The organism is Comamonas terrigena NBRC 13299 (assembly GCF_006740045.1).
In the GTDB taxonomy this organism is placed as follows: Bacteria; Pseudomonadota; Gammaproteobacteria; order Burkholderiales; family Burkholderiaceae_C; genus Comamonas; species Comamonas terrigena.
On the sequence record NZ_AP019749.1, the window covers coordinates 3237922 to 3256663 of the forward strand.

Annotated in this window: 24 protein-coding genes and 1 tRNA gene; 14 read left to right on the plus strand and 11 right to left on the minus strand. The window is 59.4% G+C overall.

Annotation, left to right across the window (positions count from 1 at the left end; genetic code table 11):
• Positions 1 to 70: 70 nt before the first annotated feature.
• Complete coding sequence (gene pdxR, locus CT3_RS14805) at positions 71 to 1489, minus strand: MocR-like pyridoxine biosynthesis transcription factor PdxR (protein ID WP_066533790.1); 1419 nt, start codon at positions 1487 to 1489, stop codon at positions 71 to 73.
• A gap of 139 nt (positions 1490 to 1628) precedes the next feature.
• On the opposite strand from pdxR, the gene CT3_RS14810 reads away from it, so the two are divergent.
• Together CT3_RS14810 and CT3_RS21595 are read left to right on the plus strand one after the other, a co-directional pair.
• Positions 1629 to 2075 carry a carboxymuconolactone decarboxylase family protein gene (locus tag CT3_RS14810; RefSeq protein ID WP_066533791.1) on the plus strand — a complete coding sequence of 149 codons (447 nt, stop codon included), beginning with the start codon at positions 1629 to 1631 and terminating at the stop codon, positions 2073 to 2075.
• Between the two features lie 305 nt (positions 2076 to 2380).
• On the plus strand, positions 2381 to 2446 hold the full coding sequence (locus tag CT3_RS21595) for a hypothetical protein (protein ID WP_428042569.1): 66 nt from the start codon (positions 2381 to 2383) through the stop codon (positions 2444 to 2446).
• Positions 2447 to 2512: 66 nt separating this feature from the next.
• Here CT3_RS21595 and CT3_RS14820 read toward each other — a convergent pair whose 3' ends face one another.
• From CT3_RS14820 to CT3_RS14845, 6 genes are all read right to left on the minus strand, one after another.
• Complete coding sequence (locus CT3_RS14820) at positions 2513 to 3010, minus strand: hypothetical protein (protein ID WP_127446250.1); 498 nt, start codon at positions 3008 to 3010, stop codon at positions 2513 to 2515.
• A gap of 20 nt (positions 3011 to 3030) precedes the next feature.
• On the minus strand, positions 3031 to 4044 hold the full coding sequence (locus CT3_RS14825) for a hypothetical protein (protein WP_127446251.1): 1014 nt from the start codon (positions 4042 to 4044) through the stop codon (positions 3031 to 3033).
• A gap of 460 nt (positions 4045 to 4504) precedes the next feature.
• Positions 4505 to 4834 (minus strand): YdcA family protein, encoded by a 330-nt coding sequence (locus tag CT3_RS14830; RefSeq protein WP_066533793.1) that lies wholly within the window; start codon positions 4832 to 4834, stop codon positions 4505 to 4507.
• Positions 4835 to 4844: 10 nt separating this feature from the next.
• Entirely contained in the window at positions 4845 to 5390 is a 546-nt protein-coding gene (locus tag CT3_RS14835) for a hypothetical protein (RefSeq protein ID WP_066533795.1), read from the minus strand.
• A 561-nt stretch (positions 5391 to 5951) separates the two neighbouring features.
• Positions 5952 to 6215 (minus strand): hypothetical protein, encoded by a 264-nt coding sequence (locus CT3_RS14840; protein WP_127446252.1) that lies wholly within the window; start codon positions 6213 to 6215, stop codon positions 5952 to 5954.
• A gap of 100 nt (positions 6216 to 6315) precedes the next feature.
• Positions 6316 to 6651 carry a helix-turn-helix domain-containing protein gene (locus CT3_RS14845; RefSeq protein ID WP_066533797.1) on the minus strand — a complete coding sequence of 112 codons (336 nt, stop codon included), beginning with the start codon at positions 6649 to 6651 and terminating at the stop codon, positions 6316 to 6318.
• A gap of 67 nt (positions 6652 to 6718) precedes the next feature.
• On the opposite strand from CT3_RS14845, the gene CT3_RS14850 reads away from it, so the two are divergent.
• From CT3_RS14850 to CT3_RS14900, 12 genes are all read left to right on the plus strand, one after another.
• Positions 6719 to 7015 (plus strand): hypothetical protein, encoded by a 297-nt coding sequence (locus tag CT3_RS14850; protein ID WP_066533799.1) that lies wholly within the window; start codon positions 6719 to 6721, stop codon positions 7013 to 7015.
• Positions 7016 to 7179: 164 nt separating this feature from the next.
• Entirely contained in the window at positions 7180 to 7536 is a 357-nt protein-coding gene (locus CT3_RS14855; protein ID WP_227657906.1) for an Ogr/Delta-like zinc finger protein, read from the plus strand.
• Between the two features lie 110 nt (positions 7537 to 7646).
• Complete coding sequence (locus tag CT3_RS21430; RefSeq protein WP_172591781.1) at positions 7647 to 7802, plus strand: hypothetical protein; 156 nt, start codon at positions 7647 to 7649, stop codon at positions 7800 to 7802.
• Positions 7799 to 8224 carry a hypothetical protein gene (locus tag CT3_RS14860; protein ID WP_066533803.1) on the plus strand — a complete coding sequence of 142 codons (426 nt, stop codon included), beginning with the start codon at positions 7799 to 7801 and terminating at the stop codon, positions 8222 to 8224. Before CT3_RS21430 ends, CT3_RS14860 begins: the two co-directional genes overlap by 4 nt.
• Positions 8225 to 8234: 10 nt before the next feature.
• Entirely contained in the window at positions 8235 to 10211 is a 1977-nt protein-coding gene (locus tag CT3_RS14865) for a replication endonuclease (protein WP_066533804.1), read from the plus strand.
• Positions 10212 to 10324: 113 nt separating this feature from the next.
• Positions 10325 to 10540, plus strand: coding sequence for a hypothetical protein (locus tag CT3_RS14870; protein ID WP_066533806.1), 216 nt, complete (start codon positions 10325 to 10327; stop codon positions 10538 to 10540).
• Between the two features lie 51 nt (positions 10541 to 10591).
• The gene (locus CT3_RS14875) at positions 10592 to 10810 is read left to right on the plus strand and encodes a hypothetical protein (RefSeq protein ID WP_066533807.1); all 219 of its coding nucleotides are present in this window, start codon (positions 10592 to 10594) and stop codon (positions 10808 to 10810) included.
• A 30-nt stretch (positions 10811 to 10840) separates the two neighbouring features.
• On the plus strand, positions 10841 to 11197 hold the full coding sequence (locus CT3_RS14880; RefSeq protein ID WP_066533808.1) for a hypothetical protein: 357 nt from the start codon (positions 10841 to 10843) through the stop codon (positions 11195 to 11197).
• Entirely contained in the window at positions 11194 to 11388 is a 195-nt protein-coding gene (locus CT3_RS14885) for a hypothetical protein (RefSeq protein WP_066533810.1), read from the plus strand. The genes CT3_RS14880 and CT3_RS14885 overlap by 4 nt, the downstream gene beginning before the upstream one ends.
• A gap of 10 nt (positions 11389 to 11398) precedes the next feature.
• On the plus strand, positions 11399 to 12043 hold the full coding sequence (locus tag CT3_RS14890) for a DUF4406 domain-containing protein (RefSeq protein WP_083520280.1): 645 nt from the start codon (positions 11399 to 11401) through the stop codon (positions 12041 to 12043).
• 25 nt (positions 12044 to 12068) lie between these two features.
• Complete coding sequence (locus CT3_RS14895) at positions 12069 to 12284, plus strand: helix-turn-helix transcriptional regulator (protein ID WP_227657907.1); 216 nt, start codon at positions 12069 to 12071, stop codon at positions 12282 to 12284.
• A gap of 128 nt (positions 12285 to 12412) precedes the next feature.
• Positions 12413 to 12907: a hypothetical protein gene (locus CT3_RS14900; RefSeq protein WP_127446253.1), complete on the plus strand. Its 495-nt coding sequence runs from the start codon at positions 12413 to 12415 to the stop codon at positions 12905 to 12907.
• Between the two features lie 4 nt (positions 12908 to 12911).
• On the opposite strand, the gene CT3_RS14905 is transcribed toward CT3_RS14900, so the two are convergent.
• The 4 genes from CT3_RS14905 to CT3_RS14920 form a co-directional block, all read right to left on the minus strand.
• Positions 12912 to 13886, minus strand: a complete 975-nt coding sequence (locus CT3_RS14905; protein WP_282597778.1) for a tyrosine-type recombinase/integrase — start codon at positions 13884 to 13886, stop codon at positions 12912 to 12914.
• Positions 13887 to 14122: 236 nt separating this feature from the next.
• Positions 14123 to 14209: transfer RNA gene (locus tag CT3_RS14910), tRNA-Leu, on the minus strand.
• Between the two features lie 117 nt (positions 14210 to 14326).
• Positions 14327 to 17491 (minus strand): efflux RND transporter permease subunit, encoded by a 3165-nt coding sequence (locus tag CT3_RS14915; protein WP_066533814.1) that lies wholly within the window; start codon positions 17489 to 17491, stop codon positions 14327 to 14329.
• Between the two features lie 15 nt (positions 17492 to 17506).
• Positions 17507 to 18700, minus strand: coding sequence for an efflux RND transporter periplasmic adaptor subunit (locus CT3_RS14920; RefSeq protein WP_066533816.1), 1194 nt, complete (start codon positions 18698 to 18700; stop codon positions 17507 to 17509).
• Positions 18701 to 18742 lie beyond the last annotated feature (42 nt).

The window sequence follows — 18742 nt, forward strand, 5'->3', positions numbered from 1 at the left end:
CATAAGTAGCTTGGCGCAGTGGTCATAACGACTCTGCCTCCACCACCGGTATGTGTGTTCAGGCTGGTACTCAATGAGCTGCGACGATATTCGCAAGTTTTGTGCACGCAGCATCAATGTTGTCGCGGTGCAGGTTCGTCACGCTCAGCAGCAAACCGTGCTGCGCATGGGTGCGGTCCAGATACCAGGCAGAGAGGGCCGAAGGCGCTAAGCCTTGCGCTTTGGCAAGGGCGACAAAAGACCTGTCGTTGGTGAGCCCTGGAAGCGGTGCAATCACGCCTAAGCCTGCCGCCATTGAGCCCGGCAGAAACTCGCTGACATGCGCCAGCGCAAGCTCGCGCCGCTCGGTGTATAGGTCCTTCATCTGGCGTAGGTGCCGCAGGAAATGCCCGTCCGCCAGAAACTCCAGAAGTGTCAACTGCGTGCTTCGATTTGGAGCCGGTGACAACGCGGCGCAAACCTCCACGAATCGCTCAGCTAAAGAGAGAGGTGCGACCACAAAACCAAGACCCAGCGCCGGGCTTAACGTCTTGCTGAACGAGCCGACATGAATCACACGCTCGGCACCTTCACCAGCGGCAAGAGCCTGTGCGGCACGCCCATCGAGTTGAAGTTCTCCGAGATAGTCGTCCTCGATGATCCAGGCCTCCCTTTCAGTCGCCCAACTCAGCAGTGCGTGTCTGCGGGCCGGCGATAGGGTCACGCCCAGAGGCGCATGTTGACCAGGTGTGACCAACGCTAGTCGAGCCTCGGGTGCACGTGCGATGCCGTCGCTCACGCGCAGACCCTCTGCGTCAACAAGTATGGGCTCTAACGCCACCCCAAACAGCTCCAGCGCACGCCTTCCAAGAGGATAACCAGGCTCCTCTATCCACGCCTTGCGCCCGTGCGCGCACAGCGCCGTCAGCACGACCATCATGCCCTGCCGATACCCACTGGTGACGATGATCTGATCCGGATGACATCGCATTTGTCGGCTGACGGCCAAGTGGCTCGCAATCTGCGTGCGCAACGCTGGTTCGCCGCGCGGGTCAGAGTAGGTCGTGTAGCTGTTGGCATCGGCACGGACGGCCCTCGCCCTCATTCGGGCCCAGAGCTTTGCTGGAAATGCATCGTCAGCGGGTACACCCATTTGGAATGGTTGCGGGGCACTCGAATATGGGCGGGTGAATCCAGCCAAAGGCCCGGCAAATGAAGACTCGTCGTCACTTCGGTCAGTAAACTGCCGAGCGCATACACGTGTGCCTGCAGAGCCCGCGCCGTAGACCAAGTTCTCGGCAATCAGCCGGTCGTAAGCCACACGGATGGTGCCTCGAGCGACGCCAAGTTGCCTGGCAAGGTCTCGACCGGAAGGTAAACGTTGGCCCGCTCCAAGCCTTCCATCCATGATCGCCTGACGTAGGCTTGCATGAATCTGATCGCCGATATGTACGACGGAGGAGCCGTCCAGCTGGATGGAAAGCACTTCGGGCGTATTTTGGGCAGTCATCTTGGGTCAGTCATTTCAGCAGTTTTTGGGCCTGTTTTTCCGCTGCCTGCAAGGGTAACTTAGCGGTGAGGTACGAGGCTGTGGTGACTTCGAGCACCGGCCGCGATTTGACAAACCTTCAACAACAGAAAGCACAGAAATGACTCGCTTGAATTGGCAAGAACTTGCACCTGATGGCGCGAAGGCGTTATTTGGCATCCACCACTACATCACGAGTAAGACGAACCTTCCAGAGGAGCTCGTGCACCTCGTATTTCTACGCGTTTCGCAGATCAACGGCTGTGCCCATTGCATCGACAAGCACAGCCGCGATCTGAGAAAAACCATGTCAATCGAAAAGATTGCCTTGCTTCCCGTATGGGACGAAGTGCACCATCTATTCTCTGAAGAGGAACGCGCTGCGCTGGCCTGGGCCGAGGAAGTGACGAATGTCAGCGAAACACATGCATCAGATGAGGCATATGCCGCAGCCTCGGCACATTTCGCGCCCAAAGACCTGGTTGACCTCACGATTACGATCGCCGCAATGAACGCGTTCAACCGACTGGGGGCTCCGTTTAGGCTTCCAGTAGAAGCCAAGTCGTGATTTGTCATGAACATACGCACAACAAATCATGGTTTTAGCCATAAGAGGTTTCGCCTCTGACTGAGCTTGACCGTGCAACTGGCAGAAAGCGTAAGCAAGCCCGCTCGGATGATCCGCGTCGGGCTTCACCTTTCATCGAAGATTGTCTGCTTTTGGCAGTAAGCAACCTTTTCCCTTTGCCTGAAGAAACCTCCGCCAAGTGTCGCAACCACAGCGCGCTGATGGAGGCCATGGACCGCATCAACCAGCGCTGAGGCAAAGGCGCCGTGGCGGTGGGCAGTGCAGTGCAAGTGGGTGCCTGGGGCATGCGGCAAGAGCGCCGCACAGGCATGTGCACCACGCAGCTGAATCAGGTGCCGGTGGCGCGGTAAGGTGAATGTTGTGTTCAAGCCTGTGTCCAGGCTTGGAAGGAATTTCTGCAATTAAAGTGAATTTAATTACTTAACACTATTATTTATCAACGTGTAGAAATTCACTAACACAATTAGCATCGTTAAAGTAACCAGAACACCGAAAAATATCATCAAATAATGACCTATGATATTTATGTAGCAGTTATCCGTCAAATTTAACAATGCAGCGATCACTAGCACAATACTAGCCAATATGCAGAATGCAATGTTGGCAATCGTTTCATTGCCTATTTCTTCAAGTATTGCAATGTTAGATCTTGATATTCTTAGTCTACCTGTCACAAGAGTGTAGATTAACACCATCAAATTCAACAGCAAGCCTGCAATAATTGAAGCAACTGAAACTACAATACTAACAACATCGTCAGAAACTTTAAAATACAAAACATGAACGCTAGCGAGAATAACAGCTAAGGCGATCTGAAATATTACACTAACCCAATCAAATTTATTTCCACGATCTCTGCGAAAAGTCTTAAAGTGCGAAACAATAATTTCGCTTGGATTTATTTTACTTATCATAAACCCTCCTTCAACGATAATTATACAGCCACAGCTTCAGCTTGGGTAGCTATTTTCTCGTCATTCTGGTCAATCGTTCCTCTATCGTACTTGATTAGAGTAACATCATTTTTCCATTCAGGAATTTTAAGACCTAACTCCAGAAAGCAATCATCTGCCAGAATGTCAGCTTCCTCGAACCAGCAATCCTTAAGGATATGGTTGCCTCCTGTTGTCACAGGATTAGTAATTTCAATATTGGCAGCCATCCTATCCACATTGGCAACATTGATTGTTCGCGTGCGCCCCTTGCCTGTAGACACTTCAATCTTCAGCCTACTAATTTCTACATCTGGTAAAGATATGATCGTGTTCAGTGGTACGCCTTTTGCCATCGAAGAAATCCAACCTGGCTTAGAGAAAAAGGAACGCGGTTTCGGCTTAATAACTGTTTCTACTTCATAAACGTTATCAAAATCTTCCTTGGTAAGAACTCCTCGATAACTTTCAGGAAGTTTGTTGGTGCTAAGGCGTATCTTTTTAATTTCACTTTTACTAATCACCGCATTAACAAATGAAGTAGGCACAATCTTCTCCACTTTTAATTGAAGTCCAGGATAAGCAGACTCGAAATGCGTTACCAAGTGTGGAAGTACAATACTTCGGATACCATATTTATTAAATCTAGAAAGCAGCAAGATACCTAACATTCGCTCTAAAATATTAGACGAATGTGGTGTGTAGAAGCCAAAATAAAATGGCAGCATTGTGGATTCGTGAAACTCCCTCTTTCCGGTATAAATCTTTTGCTGCACATCCAGGATAGGGGCCTCAACCCCAAACTCTCCAGTGCTAAATCGCCCACAGGCGGAGTCTGAGGTACTTTCATATATCTCGTCAAGAATATAATTCTTCCCAATAACCCCTGGCATGGCCTGCTGCGTTATGCGTGAAACGTCGAAAATATCCCGAAAATAGCCTTCTTTCAAATATTCCAGAAACGAGATACCTTGAATGTTCCACAAATCTTGTGAAACACCTTCTAAATCAGTCACTTTGAAAATATAAGGAGAAATTCCGTGCATTATTTAATTCGCTTAATAATAATTCACAATTTAACTAATAAGCTAACGCTCTAGCTGCCACGCCTGCAACAGCTCGCGCACCGCAGGCGCTAGCGTGGTTTCAGCCATGCCGGCACGTTGGCCTCTCACAGCGCAGAACCGATGCCCTTTCGCCCAAACAGCGGTGTGTGTCATTGAAGGGGCTACTCGCCCTGGTCCCCTGACACCCAAGGTATGCGGCAACTGCGTTGTAACATTTCAATACCAATAATACATGAACGGATTTTCGGACTGATTTGCCACCTGACTTCTGGCTCTGGCATGCGCTGAAATCACTTTGCCGACCGTAAAACGACGTGCACAAAAAAGCCCCTCATAAGGGGCCTTTTCTTTTGGACGCTAGTTTCATGCGTGCAAGGCGACCTCGCTCGGCTGTGTGGACCCTGCACCGTCACCGTTTCAGATAGCTCTTGTTCCCTGCATCCGTCATGCAGTAGCGCCCGCCGCGCGGGCCGGTGCAGACATTGCCGCTGCGGCAGCTGCAATCACCTGGTGCGGCGCTGTTGCGCTGGGGTTGGGTAAACAGTTGGCGCGGGCTGTTGCCGCCGCCCATCTCAGCGCTGCAACTGCGCTTGCTGCCGCTGACAGATCCGTCATTGCACACAAAGGTGTCGCCGGCGCAGTGCGAAACACCGCCCTTCTTTCCAGAGCAGGGGTAGTTCGCAGCGTGGGCAGAAAAGCAGGTCAGCAGCAGCAAGGCTGCAATCAGTCGATACAGCATGTCCGCAGTGCTAGTGGCTGAAGTCCACATCCAGATCGTCAGCAAGCTTGTGCAGACCTGGCTTGCGATTCACGTACCGGCCGTTTTCCATCTTGTCGGTCCACATGTCGTGTGCATCGACCAGTTGGGAAAAGCTGGTCACTTGCAAAGTCTGCCTGGCCACTTCAAGGGCCTTGGCACGAGAGACGCTCACGGTGGCCGAAGGCTTCTTCAAAAGCACAAACTCTCGGTGTTCCCCGTTGATGACCATCAGCAAAGGTCGGGCTGTGACCTGAACTCTGTCCACATGGGTGTGGATGAAAGTGCGGTACACGCCATAGGTGGCAGCACGCAGCAACTCGGTTTTCACGGATTCCGACGTTTCGGCAGCCACCATCTTGGGAGATAGTCGAATGTGCAGCGGCTGCTTGCTCAAGACCTGGAAGGTATTGTTGCTGGCCGAGTAGTCCCTCATCTTTTCGATGACCTGCTCAATGGTTCCCTTGAACGGCTCTGCGTGCGCAGCCGATACGCAGGCAGCAAACGCCAAAGCCATCAAAGCGCTCTTCTTTTTCATACACCCTCCGTTCCCCGGCCTCTGTGTGCCGTGGGTCAGTAAGTCACCGGTGACTTACTGCTTGGATGAAAAGAAAGCCAGCTTGGCTACGGCCTGTATGGCCTCTTTACCTTGTTCAGAACCTTGGCGCCACGCCTGCAGCAGTTCTCGCTCCGCAGGCGCCAGCGTAGATTCAGCCTCGCCAGCACGTTGACCTGTCACAACGCAGCGCAATGCACCTCTTCCCAGCCATCACAGCAAACACTGCGGCCTTGAAAGGTCTGCCTACCCTCGCCCCTAGGCGACCATGGTGCGCTGCAACCACGCTGTAACATTTCAATACTAATAATACATGACCGGGATTTCTGACTGATTAAACACCTGTCATCAGGCTCTGGAAAAGCACACCAGAGAGGTATGCTGACCAGATATCGACGTGCGCAAAAAAGCCCCTCATGAGGGGCTTTTTTCTGTCCTAAGGCTTGGGGCATCCTGGAAGTAAGCTGCACGCCCAAAGCTAGTCGGTTTGACTGGATAGCAAGGCCCAAACACCAAATGGGGAAGCGTCTTGCTGGGCAATCCTCATACCCGGATAGTGAGATGGCTGCCGCCAATACGGGCCAGTTGCTCTAGCGTCTGTGGCAAAAGATTTGTCGAATGAATCGTTATGTGAGCACCAGATCCAACGACTAAACGAACCAAATTTTCTAGAGTTTGGGGCATGTAATTATTGCCAGCTCCAATTTCAAGATTGGCGCCGATACGCGCAAGTTGCTCCAAAGTTTGTGGCGAGTAAGCCATTGAAATCACCTTTCTGACTATGTCAACCCAGATTAAGTCAACCATTCAAACACGGCTATCACTCGGATACTAGGAGCTTTGACCGTAGCAAAGCCCGCAAGGACGCAGATGATCAACCAATACACAACATGCTGCTAGGTTAATCTCACTCAGGCTTCAAAGCAGCCGCAATGGCTGCCAGGGCAGCACGCCCCTTCTCACCGCCAAGGCGCCACGCCTGCAGCAAGTCACGCTCAGCAGGCGCCAGCGTGGATTCAGCCTCGCCAGCACGTTGACCTGTCACAACGTAAAGCACATCTACGCCCAAGGCGGACATCGCCGCGAGTGCGGCTGCATTGGGTGATGCCTCGCCCTTCTCCCACTTCAGTAGACCGCCACGCGAAACCCCGCATGCCTCTGCAAAGGCCAGCTGCTGGATATCGAGGCGAAGGCGCTCGGACTTGATCCGTTCGCCATATGGATTACTAAAGTTATCCGTCATCTATTGACACGCTCACAATTGTGAGCAATGATCCGCTTACGTTGTAACAATTCAATCCCAATAGTACATGACTGCCACCGCTAGTCCTGCGCGTCGTACGCGCCGCCGCACCGGCTCGCTGGACCTGCTCCAGCATGACAGGCCCATTCCCCTGCGTTTGCCCAAGGCAGACACCCAGCGCGCCCATGAAGTGGCGGATGGCCTGGACCTCTCCACATCCGCCTATGCGCGCCTGCTGTACCGCATGGGCGAGCAGCTACACCGCCGCACCGGTGTGCTGCAACTGCCCGAGCATGTGATGGAACGCCTGGCGGCCGATGTGCTGGCCTGGACCGTGCAATCCGCCCAGGCTGCACGGGTGTGATGGAGGCCGCAGTCATGAAAGCTATCTCTCCCTCTGGCAATCATTCTGGTGCCGTCACCCGCACGGTCTACGTCGGTGGCAAGCCCGTAGCCCAGGTAAAGGCGCCTACGCAAACTGTGGGCAAAGCCTTGCATGGCTGTAACAGTGCGTTGCGATCTGCTGCCGTGGGCGCCCGTGCCCGCGCCGGCCACAAAGAAGCCATGCGCCTGCAGTGCCCGCACTGCAAGGAACCCAGCTTCATCCGAACCAGCGCGCAGATGACCGTGCTGACCCGCGAATCCACCTATGCCTGCACCAACCCCGAATGCGGCCACACCTTTGTGGCGCTGACCGAAGTGGTGCGCACCCTCAGCCCCAGCGCCACGCCAGACCCCAGCGTCAACCTGCCCCTGTCCAGCCACGTCCGCCGCGACATGCTGCGCGCCACCCTGGACCACGCAGCCAGCGCAGAACACGCCACGCAGTTCACCCGCCCCGTGACAGGCGACCTGTTCCCAGTCGGAGGGCCGCCCCCTGACTGACGCCACCAGCGCCTAAAGCGCCCTCCCCCGTCCCATTTCCCACCCCATCCGACAGAGCCTGTTTGCAGGCGCTGCGGGGTTTCTTACGCCCAAAAACCTGTGGAGCCTTCATGAACCGCTACCGCATCACCCACATTGACCACAACCACCAGTGCCGCCGCATGCGCGTGCAGGCCGATAGCCGCCTGCAGGCATTGGCCCAGGTGGAAAGCAAATTCGGCCTCGGCTGGTACGTGGCTGCGGTGCGCGTTGGGGGTGCAGCGTGAACCTGTCTCTCGCAGAACTGCATGCCGCCGCGCAGGAAGCTGCAGAAGAAGCACTGGCACGCGAAGCCGATGCAAAAGCCGCAGATGAAAACGCTGCCGCGCTTGCCGCAGAACGGGCACAAGAGGCCCGCGAAAAACTGCGTGTGCAAAGAGACGAGCTGCTGGAGAGTGCAACCGGTGGCATGTACCGCGACAAAGCATCCCAGGAATGGCGTGAGATGCCCGTGCAGTGGCGCATGGCCTTGCTGATGTTGGCAGGCATTGGCGGCCCTGCTGCGGTGCGTGCAGGCCTTCAGCTGCAGCCGCTGGCACTGCGCAACTGGCGGGAACTGCCGCCCGCTGAGCGCAATGCTGTGAGTTCGATCGTTCGGACCGGCCGCCCCCACATTGCGCGCCTGATCGCGCTGTCTGCACGGGTGTAAGGGCCGCGCCATGCCTAAGTTCCTGGGTCAGGCCAAGTCCCCCATTGCGCGCAAGCTGCCAAGTGGCAACTTGAGCCAGTGGAAGGACAACATCCCCCAACTGCACCATGTGGACGAACATGTGCAGCGGGTAATTGCCTGCGCCCCCGCCAGTTGGCGGGCAGTGATTGAAAAGCGCTTTGCCTATGCCAATCCGCCACTGGTGGACACCGCCATGTCAGCGCAGGAATTTTGTGCGCAGCAGCCAACCTGGGTCCAGGCCTGGGACTTGTTGCAGGCCATTGCCGACTTTGAAGACATGTACGGCGGCGCCGGCCTGTGGGAGCTGAGCGACCACGACATACGCGACATGGCGCAGGCCCTGGCTGATGACGTAAGCAAGAAGGATGCATTGGCTGTGCGCTGTGGCACCGGCCTGCGCAAGCGCCTGGATGACGTGAAGCATTTCATCCGCCGCGTCGGCGTGCTGGAAGACACGCCTTTGGAGGGTGAACCAGCCATTGCCCGAGCATCCTGCCCCCTGTGGTGGCGCAAGCGCCTGCGGGTGCATGTGGCACGCACGGTGGAGGCCGGCTCTATCAGCCTGGGCCGCGTGCACAAGGGCACGGGCGGCTATGTCAGCCGCGAAGGGCTGGTGCGGCGCCAGGGGCAGAAAGAGCGAAGCGCTGAAATGCTGGCGCACACCCTGGTGCGCAATGAGGCTGGCCAGCACTTTGCCCTGGCCGATCTGGCCGCGCTGAGCGTGTCGAACCCGGTCATACGTGGCGGGGAAATGATGACGCGCATCCGAGGCGCCGAGGAATACGCCGATGCCCATGGCCATGTGGGCCTGTTCATTGCGCTGACAACACCCAGCAAATACCACGCGGTAAGAACAGCAGCCCAGGGCCGCGTGGTGCGCAACAGGAAGTACTGCGGCGCCAACCCTCGTGAAGGGCAGATGTGGCTGCGCAAGAACTGGAGCCGCGTCCGTTCCGCCCTGACGCGTGCAGGTATTAAGCGATACGGCGTACGCGTGGCAGAGCCCCACCACGATGGCACTCCGCACTGGCATTTGCTGGTTTGGTTGGAAACCGAGGCGGAAGCCAAGGAGTTTGAATCCATCGTGCGCCAGTACTGGCTGAGCGAAGACGGCGACGAGCCCGGCGCACAGCAGCACCGCGTGGACTTCAAGCGCATGGAGGCCGGTGGCGCTGCAGGCTACGTTGCAAAGTACATCGCCAAGAACATTGGCCACCATGCATTGGCCGAGCACCAAGACATGGTGAACGGGCACCAGCTGAACATGGACTTTGCCCAGGACATGCAGCCCGATGCCAAGGCGCTGGAGTCTGGCCAAGGTGCTGAAACCTTGCATGACCTGAACGCTGGCGCCCGCCGCGTGGATGCGTGGGCCGGGCACTGGGGGATTCGCCAGTTTCAGTTCTTTGGCATGCCGCCCGTGACTGCATGGCGTGCGCTGCGCCGTGTAACGCCCGACCAGTTGGATCTGTTCCACGACGAAGGCGACAAGCAAACGCTGCTGGCCTATCAGGCATGCCACCGGCACGGCGACATGCGCGCCGACTGGCGCATGTTCATGGAGGCCATGGGCGGGCATGCCCTGCACCGCTCGAAATGGCATTTGCGCACAGAGCACCGCGTGCCCGAACCTGGGCAGGCCAACCGCTACGGCGAAGAAATCAAGCGCGGTTGCGTGGTGGGCGTGGTGCCGCAACGCGGCCGCATGCGCGGGCACCCGCTGATTTCTCGCCGCATGGGCTTTCAGAGCGTGATGCGTTCGCCGGAAGCGCTGGCCCAGGCAGAGCCCGGTTCCCGGGCGGCTTTGCCGCCCCCTTGGACTGGTTTCAATAACTGTACGACTGGCCGCCTGAGCAGCGGCTTCGACCTGGTCGCCAGCGGGCAAATCACCCCCTGGTCAGCACCAAAAAGCGAAGACCGGCCGGAAATCAATCCCTGGCTCACCCCATTCGAGGCTTGCCAGTGATGAAAAAGCAAGCACTCCACCCAGTTCCAGCCTGCCAGGTGCGCCGCCGCATGGGCAGCACGCTGGCCACACCACTCCATCCCCTGCATTCACACCCACAGGAGGCCCCACCCATGCCCGCAAAACGCACCGAGCCCAGCAAAAACGCCACGCACCAGAAAGCCGGCTTCAAGTACGTCAACTCCGTGAGCACTGACCTGCGCAAGACGTTTGCCGCCGCCCGCCGCCGCCTGACCCTGGCCAAGAAGGCCGCCCAAGGCGCCCAGGCCCGCCTGGATCTGGACAGCGGCGCCCAGGTGCTGCACTTCAAAGCGGCCGGCGGAGCCTGACACCACCCATCCCCTAACGCCCCAAACCACAAAACCCAAAAGAGGATTCACATGCAACCCGCACACCACGTCCAAGAACTGAAAAGCTACCGCGCAATCCTGATCCCGGCCAACGCCGACGCCACCGCCCTGGAAGGCCTGGCAGAGGACGGCCTGCTGCCCACCATCCGCGTCAAAGCGGCCAACGCCACCCACGCCGAAGCGCAAGCCCACATCGCCAGCGGCAAGGGCGTGTTGCGCGTGGAGCGCATCGAACCGCTGACGGTCTGAGCCATGAAACAAGAAAAAGGAGAAAGAACCATGAGCGACCAACTGAAGCACCTGCAACTGGATGCACCACCGGGCGGCGCCGTGGCTGTCTTCATGGAGAGCATGTCCATGGCGAAGCTGGCAGAGCTGCGCACAGCCCGGCAGGGCCGGAATCGCGTACCGCAGATATTCGCAGGGTGCACCGCTCCGGCGCTGCCCTACGTGATCAAGTACCTGACAAAAGAGCAAATCCGGATCGCGTCCGAGCTGAATTCCATGGAGCCGGAAGACTTGCTGAGCGACCAAGGCCGAGCCCTGACCAACCGCGAGCAGGAACTGCACACAACCCTGCGCGTGCTGCATGGCCTGGTCCAGCAGCCGCTGCAAATCATGGAGCCCGGGCAATGAACCGCCGCCAGCGCCAAGCCGCGCGCCGGCGAGCTGTGCAGGCCTGGCGCAAGCCAGCCCCCGCCCCGCTGCAGCCGCTGAACGCGGAAGCCGTAGTCCTGGCAGCGCTGAAAGCCACCAGCCAGCTGCTGGCCGGTTTTCTGGCTGTCAGTGCTGCAGCCCAGCAAGCCCAACACCAAACCAAACACTGAGGAAGGCCCCATGTTCGTCATGATTTTTCGTGCAGCACTGATGCCTGCAATGATCTTCTTGAGCTTCTTCACAGGTTGGCGCATGGCCCACCGTGTGATCGTGGACGAATGCCAGCGCCTTGGCGGCTTCTTCGTCCGACGCGGCGAATTCCACTGCATCAGCACGCTGCAAATGTGGCTGATGCACGAAAGCCCGCACCAGCGCATCTATGTAGCCGGCCCCATGTCTGGCCTGCCGGATATGAACTACCCCGCATTCCACGAAGCGGCAGCCCGCCTGCGCGCCAAGGGCTGGCATGTGGAAAACCCGGCCGAAAACCCCGACCCGCACGTAGACGCCAGCTGCCACTGGACCGCCTACATGCGCATGGGCGTCAGCCAGCTTATGACCTGCCACGCCATCTACCTGCTGCCCGGCTGGCAGCAGTCCAAGGGCGCCAGCCTGGAATACCTGATCGCCCAGCGCCTGGGCCTGCAGGTCATGCAGCACCACCAGCAAGAGGACGTGCTCCAAGAGTGGCTGGGCGAACTGGTGCAGAGCGCACCGGCCCTGGCCCCCGCTGCCGCCGAGCCAGCAACACCAGGCCCAGCCGCAACAACTACGCCTGGCCGCGACGCCAAGACCAACGATTTTCAAGACGCGATCTGCGCCTAAAGCCATGAATACAGGAGTGCATCAGATGAACACCATCATCACCCAAGACCGCCAAGCTATGGCCAGCAGCGTGCCGCGCCTGGACACCGCCGGCATCGCCGCCCTGCTGGGCGTGACACGCGAACACGCCACCGACCGCATCACCAAGCGTCCGGACTTCCCCAAGCCCTACATCAACGTGAGCCGCCGCCTGCGCTTCTGGCGCGCCAGCGAGGTACAGGCTTGGCTGCATAAAAAATAAGGTTGCAATGCAACCTGTTTGTACGTATAGTCCAACCAAGCAATAGGTTTCATTGAAACCTCATTGCTTTATTGAGGGTTCTATCAACACCTCATAAATATCAGTAACACATCAATTAAGGAAACAACATGTTTTCACTAAGACTCTCACCTGCTCTCGAAGAGCAATTAGAAAACCTAGCGTTGATGCAGGAGACCACCAAGACAGCATTAACTATCAAAGCTATTGAGGTTTTAGTTGCACAAATGCAGCCTAGTCAAGATGCATTGCAACAAGAGACTGGCGAGAAAAAAGACATTAATTCACTTCGCAACCAAGAATTTCAAAAGCGACTGAATTATGAGAAGGAAATCACCAATCCTCAAATTAACAAGATTTTTAGCTGGATGAGCAGAGGGAATATTTGGACCAAAAAGCGAGGGATTTTTGAATCTGATGGTTGCCCGCATGGTGACAACTTCGTAAAAGGCTATACGATCTTGAATGAAGGAGATGCTGATCAACAAGTAGCGGTTATTGCTCAGCATCGTGATAGTTATCGCGCTATTGAGTCACGCTACCACTATGTAATTCCATTCGACACTTGGAAAGAAAAAATGGTGGAGATTGCAGCTACAAACTGAATTCTCAGATACGTGCGGCAATATCCTCTGCACTTTCACGGTAGTACGTATTGAACAACTCATTGATGTTGACGTGCCCGCTGATGCGGGCCAGCGTCATTACATCCACTCGTTTGCTGAGCAATGTCAGCGACGTGGCGCGCAGGTCGTGAAAGCGCAGCCCTTCCACCATGGTGCGGTCGCGTAGCTTGCGATACAGAGCATCCCGGCTGGCATCGGTGATAGTGAAATAGCGGTCCCGCCCTTCTTGCGCGGCCTGGGCCTCCAGCACGCGCAGCAGGCGCACAGCGCGGCTGGTGAGAGGAACGCGGCGGGCACCCACGGTGGCTTCGGTCTTGTGGTGCGGCAGCTCATAGACCTTGCGGCGCAGGTCTGCCGTGCTGCGCGACAGCTTCAAAATTTCACCACTGCGCATAGCGGTGTGCAGTGAAATCATCAGCGCCCAACCTGTCTCCTGCATCGCAGTCGTAGGTGCCACGCGCAACGAAACTCCAGCAGATCGCAAGATGCGGCGAATCTCCATCCAACGGCTGACCCGCCGACGGGCATACGACGGCGCTGGCAGCGTGATTTCCTTCCAAGGGCTGCTGCCTGCCCACTTCCACTGCTTGATGGCCAGCGTCCAGATGGGCCGGAACTGTTGGGCCTGGCGCAGCACACTGGCGCCGGTGACTTGCTGCAACCGGGCATCCCGCCACTTGGCCAGGTCGTCGCCAGTGATCTGGTGGAACACCTTGTTCGCCAGCTCTGGAAAGTCGCGCAACCAGGCGTCAAAGCGCAGGTTGTCTGCCCGTGCAGTGCTGGCCGGCTTCTTGTCGGTCACTTCCTTGCGGTAACGCTCCACAGCCTCGGCCAACGTGCGCTGCGGATAGTCACCGCGGGCGCCGGCCAAGATGGCTGCCTCTTCGGCCACCGCCCAGGCCTGAGCCTCAGCCTTCGTGGCCCGCGTAGCCGTCTTGCGAATGCCCGCACGCTCCACCTCAGCGCGCCAGCCGTTCTTCACTTTTCTCAGGTAAGCCATACCCCTCCTTCGTCCGACTGAAATCCCGCGCGGGATTCCAGACGGGAACGACGCGGGATGAGGATGTAGTTTTGCGCAATTTTGCGCCGGATTCGGTAGGTTGGCTTACGACAAAATGGGCAAGAAAAAAGCCCGTTTTCAAAGGAGAAAACGGGCTTTTGCAGGGTTCGCTTGGATCAAGCGGTTTTTGTTCGTGGTGCGCGGAGCCGGACTCGAACCGGCACGGTGTTGCCACCGTCAGGACCTAAACCTGGTGCGTCTACCAATTTCGCCACCCGCGCGGTCTCTCCAACTACAAAGCCGGCAGGGGACTACCGGCTTTGCGTTAGGGGTCAACCCTGGATTTTAGCGTGGAATCGCAAGCCACCATGTATTTTTTGGCCTTCCCTGCGCCAAATTTATGCACCGTGTTCCACCTCGGGCTTGCGCACACGGAACCAGGCCGCGTACATGGCGGGCAGCGCCAGCAGGGTCAGCACCGTGGCGACCACCAGACCGCCCATGATGGCCACGGCCATAGGCCCCCAGAACACGCTGCGCGACAGCGGAATCATGGCCAGCACGGCGGCAGCCGCCGTCAGCACGATGGGGCGCAGACGGCGCACCGCCGCTTCCACGATGGCATCCCAGGCAGGCACGCCCCGGGCGCGGTCCAGCTCGATCTGATCGATCAGGATCACCGAGTTGCGCTGGATCATGCCCATCAGCGCAATCACGCCCAGCAGGGCCACAAAACCGAAAGGCCGGTTCAGCAGCAGCAGCGCGGCGGCCACGCCGGCAATGCCCAGCGGACCGGTCAGGAAGACCAGCATGGCGCGGCTGAAACTGTGCAGCTGCAGCATCAGCAGCGTGAAGGTGAGGAACAGCATCACCGGCACGCCGGCCGCGATCGAGGACGAGCCCTTGGAGCTTTCCTCCACCGCGCCCGCCACTTCGATGCGGTAGTCCAGCGCGCCCTGGGCGTGCCACTGCGCTTCCAGCTTGCGCAGCTCGGGCAGCAAGGCGTTGGTTACGGTGGCGCCCTGCAGGCCTTCGCGCACATCGCCCTGCACGGTGATGGCGTAGTTGCGCCCTTCACGCCACAGCACGCCCGGCTCCCAGGCCATGGCGGGCTTGGCGATCTGGGTCAGCGGAATGGATTTGCCGCTGGCCGTGGGGAGGTAGGCGTTGGCCACATCGGAAATCGCATCGCGCTCGTGCTCCGGCACGCGCAGCAGGATGTCGATCAGCTTATCGCCTTCGCGGTACTGCCCGATGGTGGAGCCGCTGAACCAGATCTTGGCGGCCTGGGCAATCGACTGGCTGCTCACGCCCAGTGCGCGCGCCTTGTCCTGGTCCACTTCCAGGCGCATCACCTTCACGGATTCGTTCCAGTTGTCGTTCACGCCCCGCATGTCGGCGTTGGCGTGCATGACGTCCTTGACCGCATCGGCGTAGTGGCGCAGCTGGACCGGGTCGGTGCCGATCACGCGGAACTGCACCGGATACGGCACCGGTGGCCCGCTGGGCAGCAGCTTGACGCGACCGCGCGCCTCGGGGAATTCCTGGGCCAGCAGCGCCGGGAATTCCTGCATCAGCCGGTCGCGCAGCTTCAGGTCCTTGGCCAGCACGATGAACTGCGAGACGTTGGTCTGCGGGAACACCTGGTCCAGCGGCAGGTAAAAGCGCGGCACGCCCGAGCCCACCCAGACGGTGACGCTCTCCACCCCCTGCAGCTGCATGAAGCGCTGCTCCATGCGCTTGACCACGGCCTCGTTGGCGGCATAGGCCGTGCCTTCGGGGAACCAAGCGTCCACCAGGATTTCCGGGCGATTGGAGTCCGGGAAGAACTGCTGCTGCACCCTGGTCATGCCGACGATGCCCAACGCAAACACCAGGGCCGTGGCGCCGATGGTCAGCCAGCGGTGTTCCACGCACCAGTACACGGTCTTGCGGAAACGGTTGTAGAACGGGCTGTCAAACACCTCGTGCGGGTCGGCGGTGATGCCCGGGTGGTCTTCGTGCTTGGGCTCCTTCAGGAACAGCGTGCCCAGATAGGGCACGAAGTAGACCGATGCGAACCAGCTGAGCACCAGCGCCACCACCGTCACGGCAAAGATGGCGAAGGTGTATTCCCCCGTCATGGACTTGGCCATGCCGATGGGCAGAAAGCCGGCCGCCGTGATCAAGGTACCGGTCAGCATGGGCTTGGCGGTAATTTCATAGGCGAAGGTGGCCGAGCGCAGCTTGTCGTAGCCCTCTTCCATCTTGCGCACCATCATCTCCACCGCAATGATGGCGTCGTCCACCAGCAGCCCCAGGGCGATGATCAGTGAGCCCAGCGAGATCTTGTGCAGCCCCACGCCCCAGTACCACATGACCAGGAAGGTAGCGGCCAGCACCAGCGGAATCGTCACCCCCACCACCAGGCCGGGGCGCGGGTCGATGTACCAGCGCTTCCACCACACGGTGGCCTGGGCGCGCTTGTGCAGGCCCAGGCTGACAAAGCTCACGGCCAGCACCACCACCACGGCCTCGATCAGCACCTTGATGAATTCGTTGACCGAATCGGCCACTGCCTTGGGCTGGTCCTGCACATTCACCAGCTGCATGCCTGCCGGCAGCGCGGTGCCCAGGTGTTCGACCGCCGCGTGCAGGTTCTTGCCCAAGCGGATGATGTCCCCGCCCTTGGCCATGGAAATGCCCAGCGCGATGGTCTCCTGCCCCTGGAAACGCACCTTGGTGCTGGGCGGATCCACATAGCCGCGGGTGATTTCGGCGATGTCGCCCAGGCGCAGCTGCGCGCCGGAGGCCCCGCGGATGGGCATGGCGCGCAAATCCTCCAGCGCCGTGAACTGGCCGCCCACGCGCACCTGGATCTGCTCGCTGGGCGTCTGCAGCACGCCCGTGCCTTCCACCGCGTTCTGCTGGCTGAGCTGGCTGAGCACCTGGTTCATGTCCAGCCCCAGCTGGGCCAGGCGCTGCTGCGACAACTGCACAAACAGCTTTTCGTCCTGCGCGCCAAACAGCTCCACCTTGGCCACATCCCCCACGCGCAGCAGCTGCTGGCGCACGTCGTCGGCCACGGTCTTGAGCTCGGCATAGCTGAAGCCATCGCCCTGCAGCGCGTAGATCACGCCATACACATCGCCGAACTCGTCATTGAAGAACGGCCCTTGCACGCCCTGCGGCAAGGTGTATTTCATGTCGCCGATCTTCTTGCGCACCGTGTACCAGAGCTGGGGCACGTCGGCGGGGCGGGAGTTGTCCTTGACCTGGAAGATGACCTGCGACTCCCCGGGCTTGGAATAGCTGCGGATCTTGTCGGCGTACGGCACTTCCTGCAGCGCGCGCTCGATCTTGTCGGTGACCTGCTCGGCCACCTGCTGGGCCGTGGCGCCGGGCCAGTAGGTGCGGATCACCATGGCGCGGAAGGTGAACGGGGGGTCCTCGTCCTGCCCCAGCTGGAAGTAGGCGATTCCCCCCAGCAGCAGGATGACGATCAGCAGATAGCGCGTGAGCGGAATGTGCTCCAGCGCCCAGCGCGAGAGGTTGAAGCCGGCTTTCGGTTCTTGGCGTGCCATGGTCGGTCCCCGCCCTTATTGCGCTGCTGCGGCCGGCTTGCCGTCCGCCTTGGCGGGTATGGCCGCTGTAGCGGGTGCGGTCGGCTGCTCTGCCGCCGGCTTGGGCGCGTATTTGTCCTGGTAGACCGTCACCTGCTGGCCTTCGCTCAGCACATGCACGCCGGCCGCCACCACCTGCATGCCGGGTGTCAGGCCCTCGGCAATCACGGCGTCGTTGCCGTCGGCCGTGGCCACGGTCACCTTGCGGCTGGTCACCGCCTTGGTCTGCGGGTCGTAGACCCACACCGCCGACTGCCCGCCCAGCTCGCGCACCGCGGCGGTGGGCAGCTTGATCACGTCCAGCCCGGCGGGGCCCATGCCTTCGGGCAGCACATGCACGGTGGCGCCCAGCGGCGGCACATTGCCCCCGGCCAGCGCCACCTTCACGGTGTAGGTGCGCGTCACCGGGTCGGCACTGGCCGCCACCTCGCGCACCTTGCCTTGCAGCAGGGCTTCACCATCCGCCCAGGGGCGCACCTGCACGGCCTGGCCGATGCGCACCAGGCTGCGCTTGTCCTCGGGCACGGCAAACACCACATCGCGCTCGCCGTCCTGGGCGATACGCACCACCGGGGCGCCGGCGGACACCACCTGGCCGGGCTCGGCGTCCACGGCCGTGACGATGCCGGCCACATCGGCCAGCAGGCGGGTGTAGCCGCTCTGGTTGGATTGGGAGCTGGCGTTGGCCTTGGCCTGGTCCAGCTGGGCCTGGGCGGATTTCAGCGTGGCGGAGCGGCGGTCCAGCTCGGCGCCGCTGATGAAGTTCTTGTCCTTCAGCGCCTGGTAGCGGGCAAAGTCGGCCGCCGCCAGATCGCGCTGCGTGGTGGCAGCCGCCACCTGGGCCTGGGCGGCCTGCGCGGCCAGGGCGTAGTCGTTGCCGTCCAGCTGGGCCAGCACCTGACCGGGCTGCACATGCTGGCCCACATCCACCTGGCGCTGCACCAGCTTGCCGGCGACACGGAAGCCCAGGCGCGATTCGATGCGGGCGCGTACCTCACCGGAATATTCCAGCACCGCCGTGGCCTGCGAACTGCCCACGGTGACCAGCTTGACCGCACGGACCGGCTCCTCGGCCGCCGGCTTGGGCGAACAGCCCACCAGCGACAGCGCCGCCACCACACCCACCAGCACACCAGACACAGGCATGCGCACCACAGCAGAAGACTTCATGGGATTTCCCACCCGAAAAATTACTGACTAACCGGTTATTAA

Coding starts and splice junctions, on each gene's coding strand:
- CT3_RS14810 (WP_066533791.1), top strand. CDS start 1,629: ATGACTCGCTTGAATTGGCAAGAACTTGCACCTGATGGCGCGAAGGCG.
- CT3_RS14915 (WP_066533814.1), bottom strand. CDS start 17,491: ATGGCACGCCAAGAACCGAAAGCCGGCTTCAACCTCTCGCGCTGGGCG.
- CT3_RS14875 (WP_066533807.1), top strand. CDS start 10,592: ATGCAACCCGCACACCACGTCCAAGAACTGAAAAGCTACCGCGCAATC.
- CT3_RS14835 (WP_066533795.1), bottom strand. CDS start 5,390: ATGAAAAAGAAGAGCGCTTTGATGGCTTTGGCGTTTGCTGCCTGCGTA.
- CT3_RS14895 (WP_227657907.1), top strand. CDS start 12,069: ATGAACACCATCATCACCCAAGACCGCCAAGCTATGGCCAGCAGCGTG.
- CT3_RS14885 (WP_066533810.1), top strand. CDS start 11,194: ATGAACCGCCGCCAGCGCCAAGCCGCGCGCCGGCGAGCTGTGCAGGCC.
- CT3_RS14865 (WP_066533804.1), top strand. CDS start 8,235: ATGCCTAAGTTCCTGGGTCAGGCCAAGTCCCCCATTGCGCGCAAGCTG.
- CT3_RS14880 (WP_066533808.1), top strand. CDS start 10,841: ATGAGCGACCAACTGAAGCACCTGCAACTGGATGCACCACCGGGCGGC.
- pdxR (WP_066533790.1), bottom strand. CDS start 1,489: ATGACTGCCCAAAATACGCCCGAAGTGCTTTCCATCCAGCTGGACGGC.
- CT3_RS14870 (WP_066533806.1), top strand. CDS start 10,325: ATGCCCGCAAAACGCACCGAGCCCAGCAAAAACGCCACGCACCAGAAA.
- CT3_RS14830 (WP_066533793.1), bottom strand. CDS start 4,834: ATGCTGTATCGACTGATTGCAGCCTTGCTGCTGCTGACCTGCTTTTCT.
- CT3_RS14840 (WP_127446252.1), bottom strand. CDS start 6,215: ATGGTTGACTTAATCTGGGTTGACATAGTCAGAAAGGTGATTTCAATG.
- CT3_RS14920 (WP_066533816.1), bottom strand. CDS start 18,700: ATGAAGTCTTCTGCTGTGGTGCGCATGCCTGTGTCTGGTGTGCTGGTG.
- CT3_RS21430 (WP_172591781.1), top strand. CDS start 7,647: ATGAACCGCTACCGCATCACCCACATTGACCACAACCACCAGTGCCGC.
- CT3_RS14890 (WP_083520280.1), top strand. CDS start 11,399: ATGTTCGTCATGATTTTTCGTGCAGCACTGATGCCTGCAATGATCTTC.
- CT3_RS14900 (WP_127446253.1), top strand. CDS start 12,413: ATGTTTTCACTAAGACTCTCACCTGCTCTCGAAGAGCAATTAGAAAAC.
- CT3_RS14845 (WP_066533797.1), bottom strand. CDS start 6,651: ATGACGGATAACTTTAGTAATCCATATGGCGAACGGATCAAGTCCGAG.
- CT3_RS14850 (WP_066533799.1), top strand. CDS start 6,719: ATGACTGCCACCGCTAGTCCTGCGCGTCGTACGCGCCGCCGCACCGGC.
- CT3_RS14820 (WP_127446250.1), bottom strand. CDS start 3,010: ATGATAAGTAAAATAAATCCAAGCGAAATTATTGTTTCGCACTTTAAG.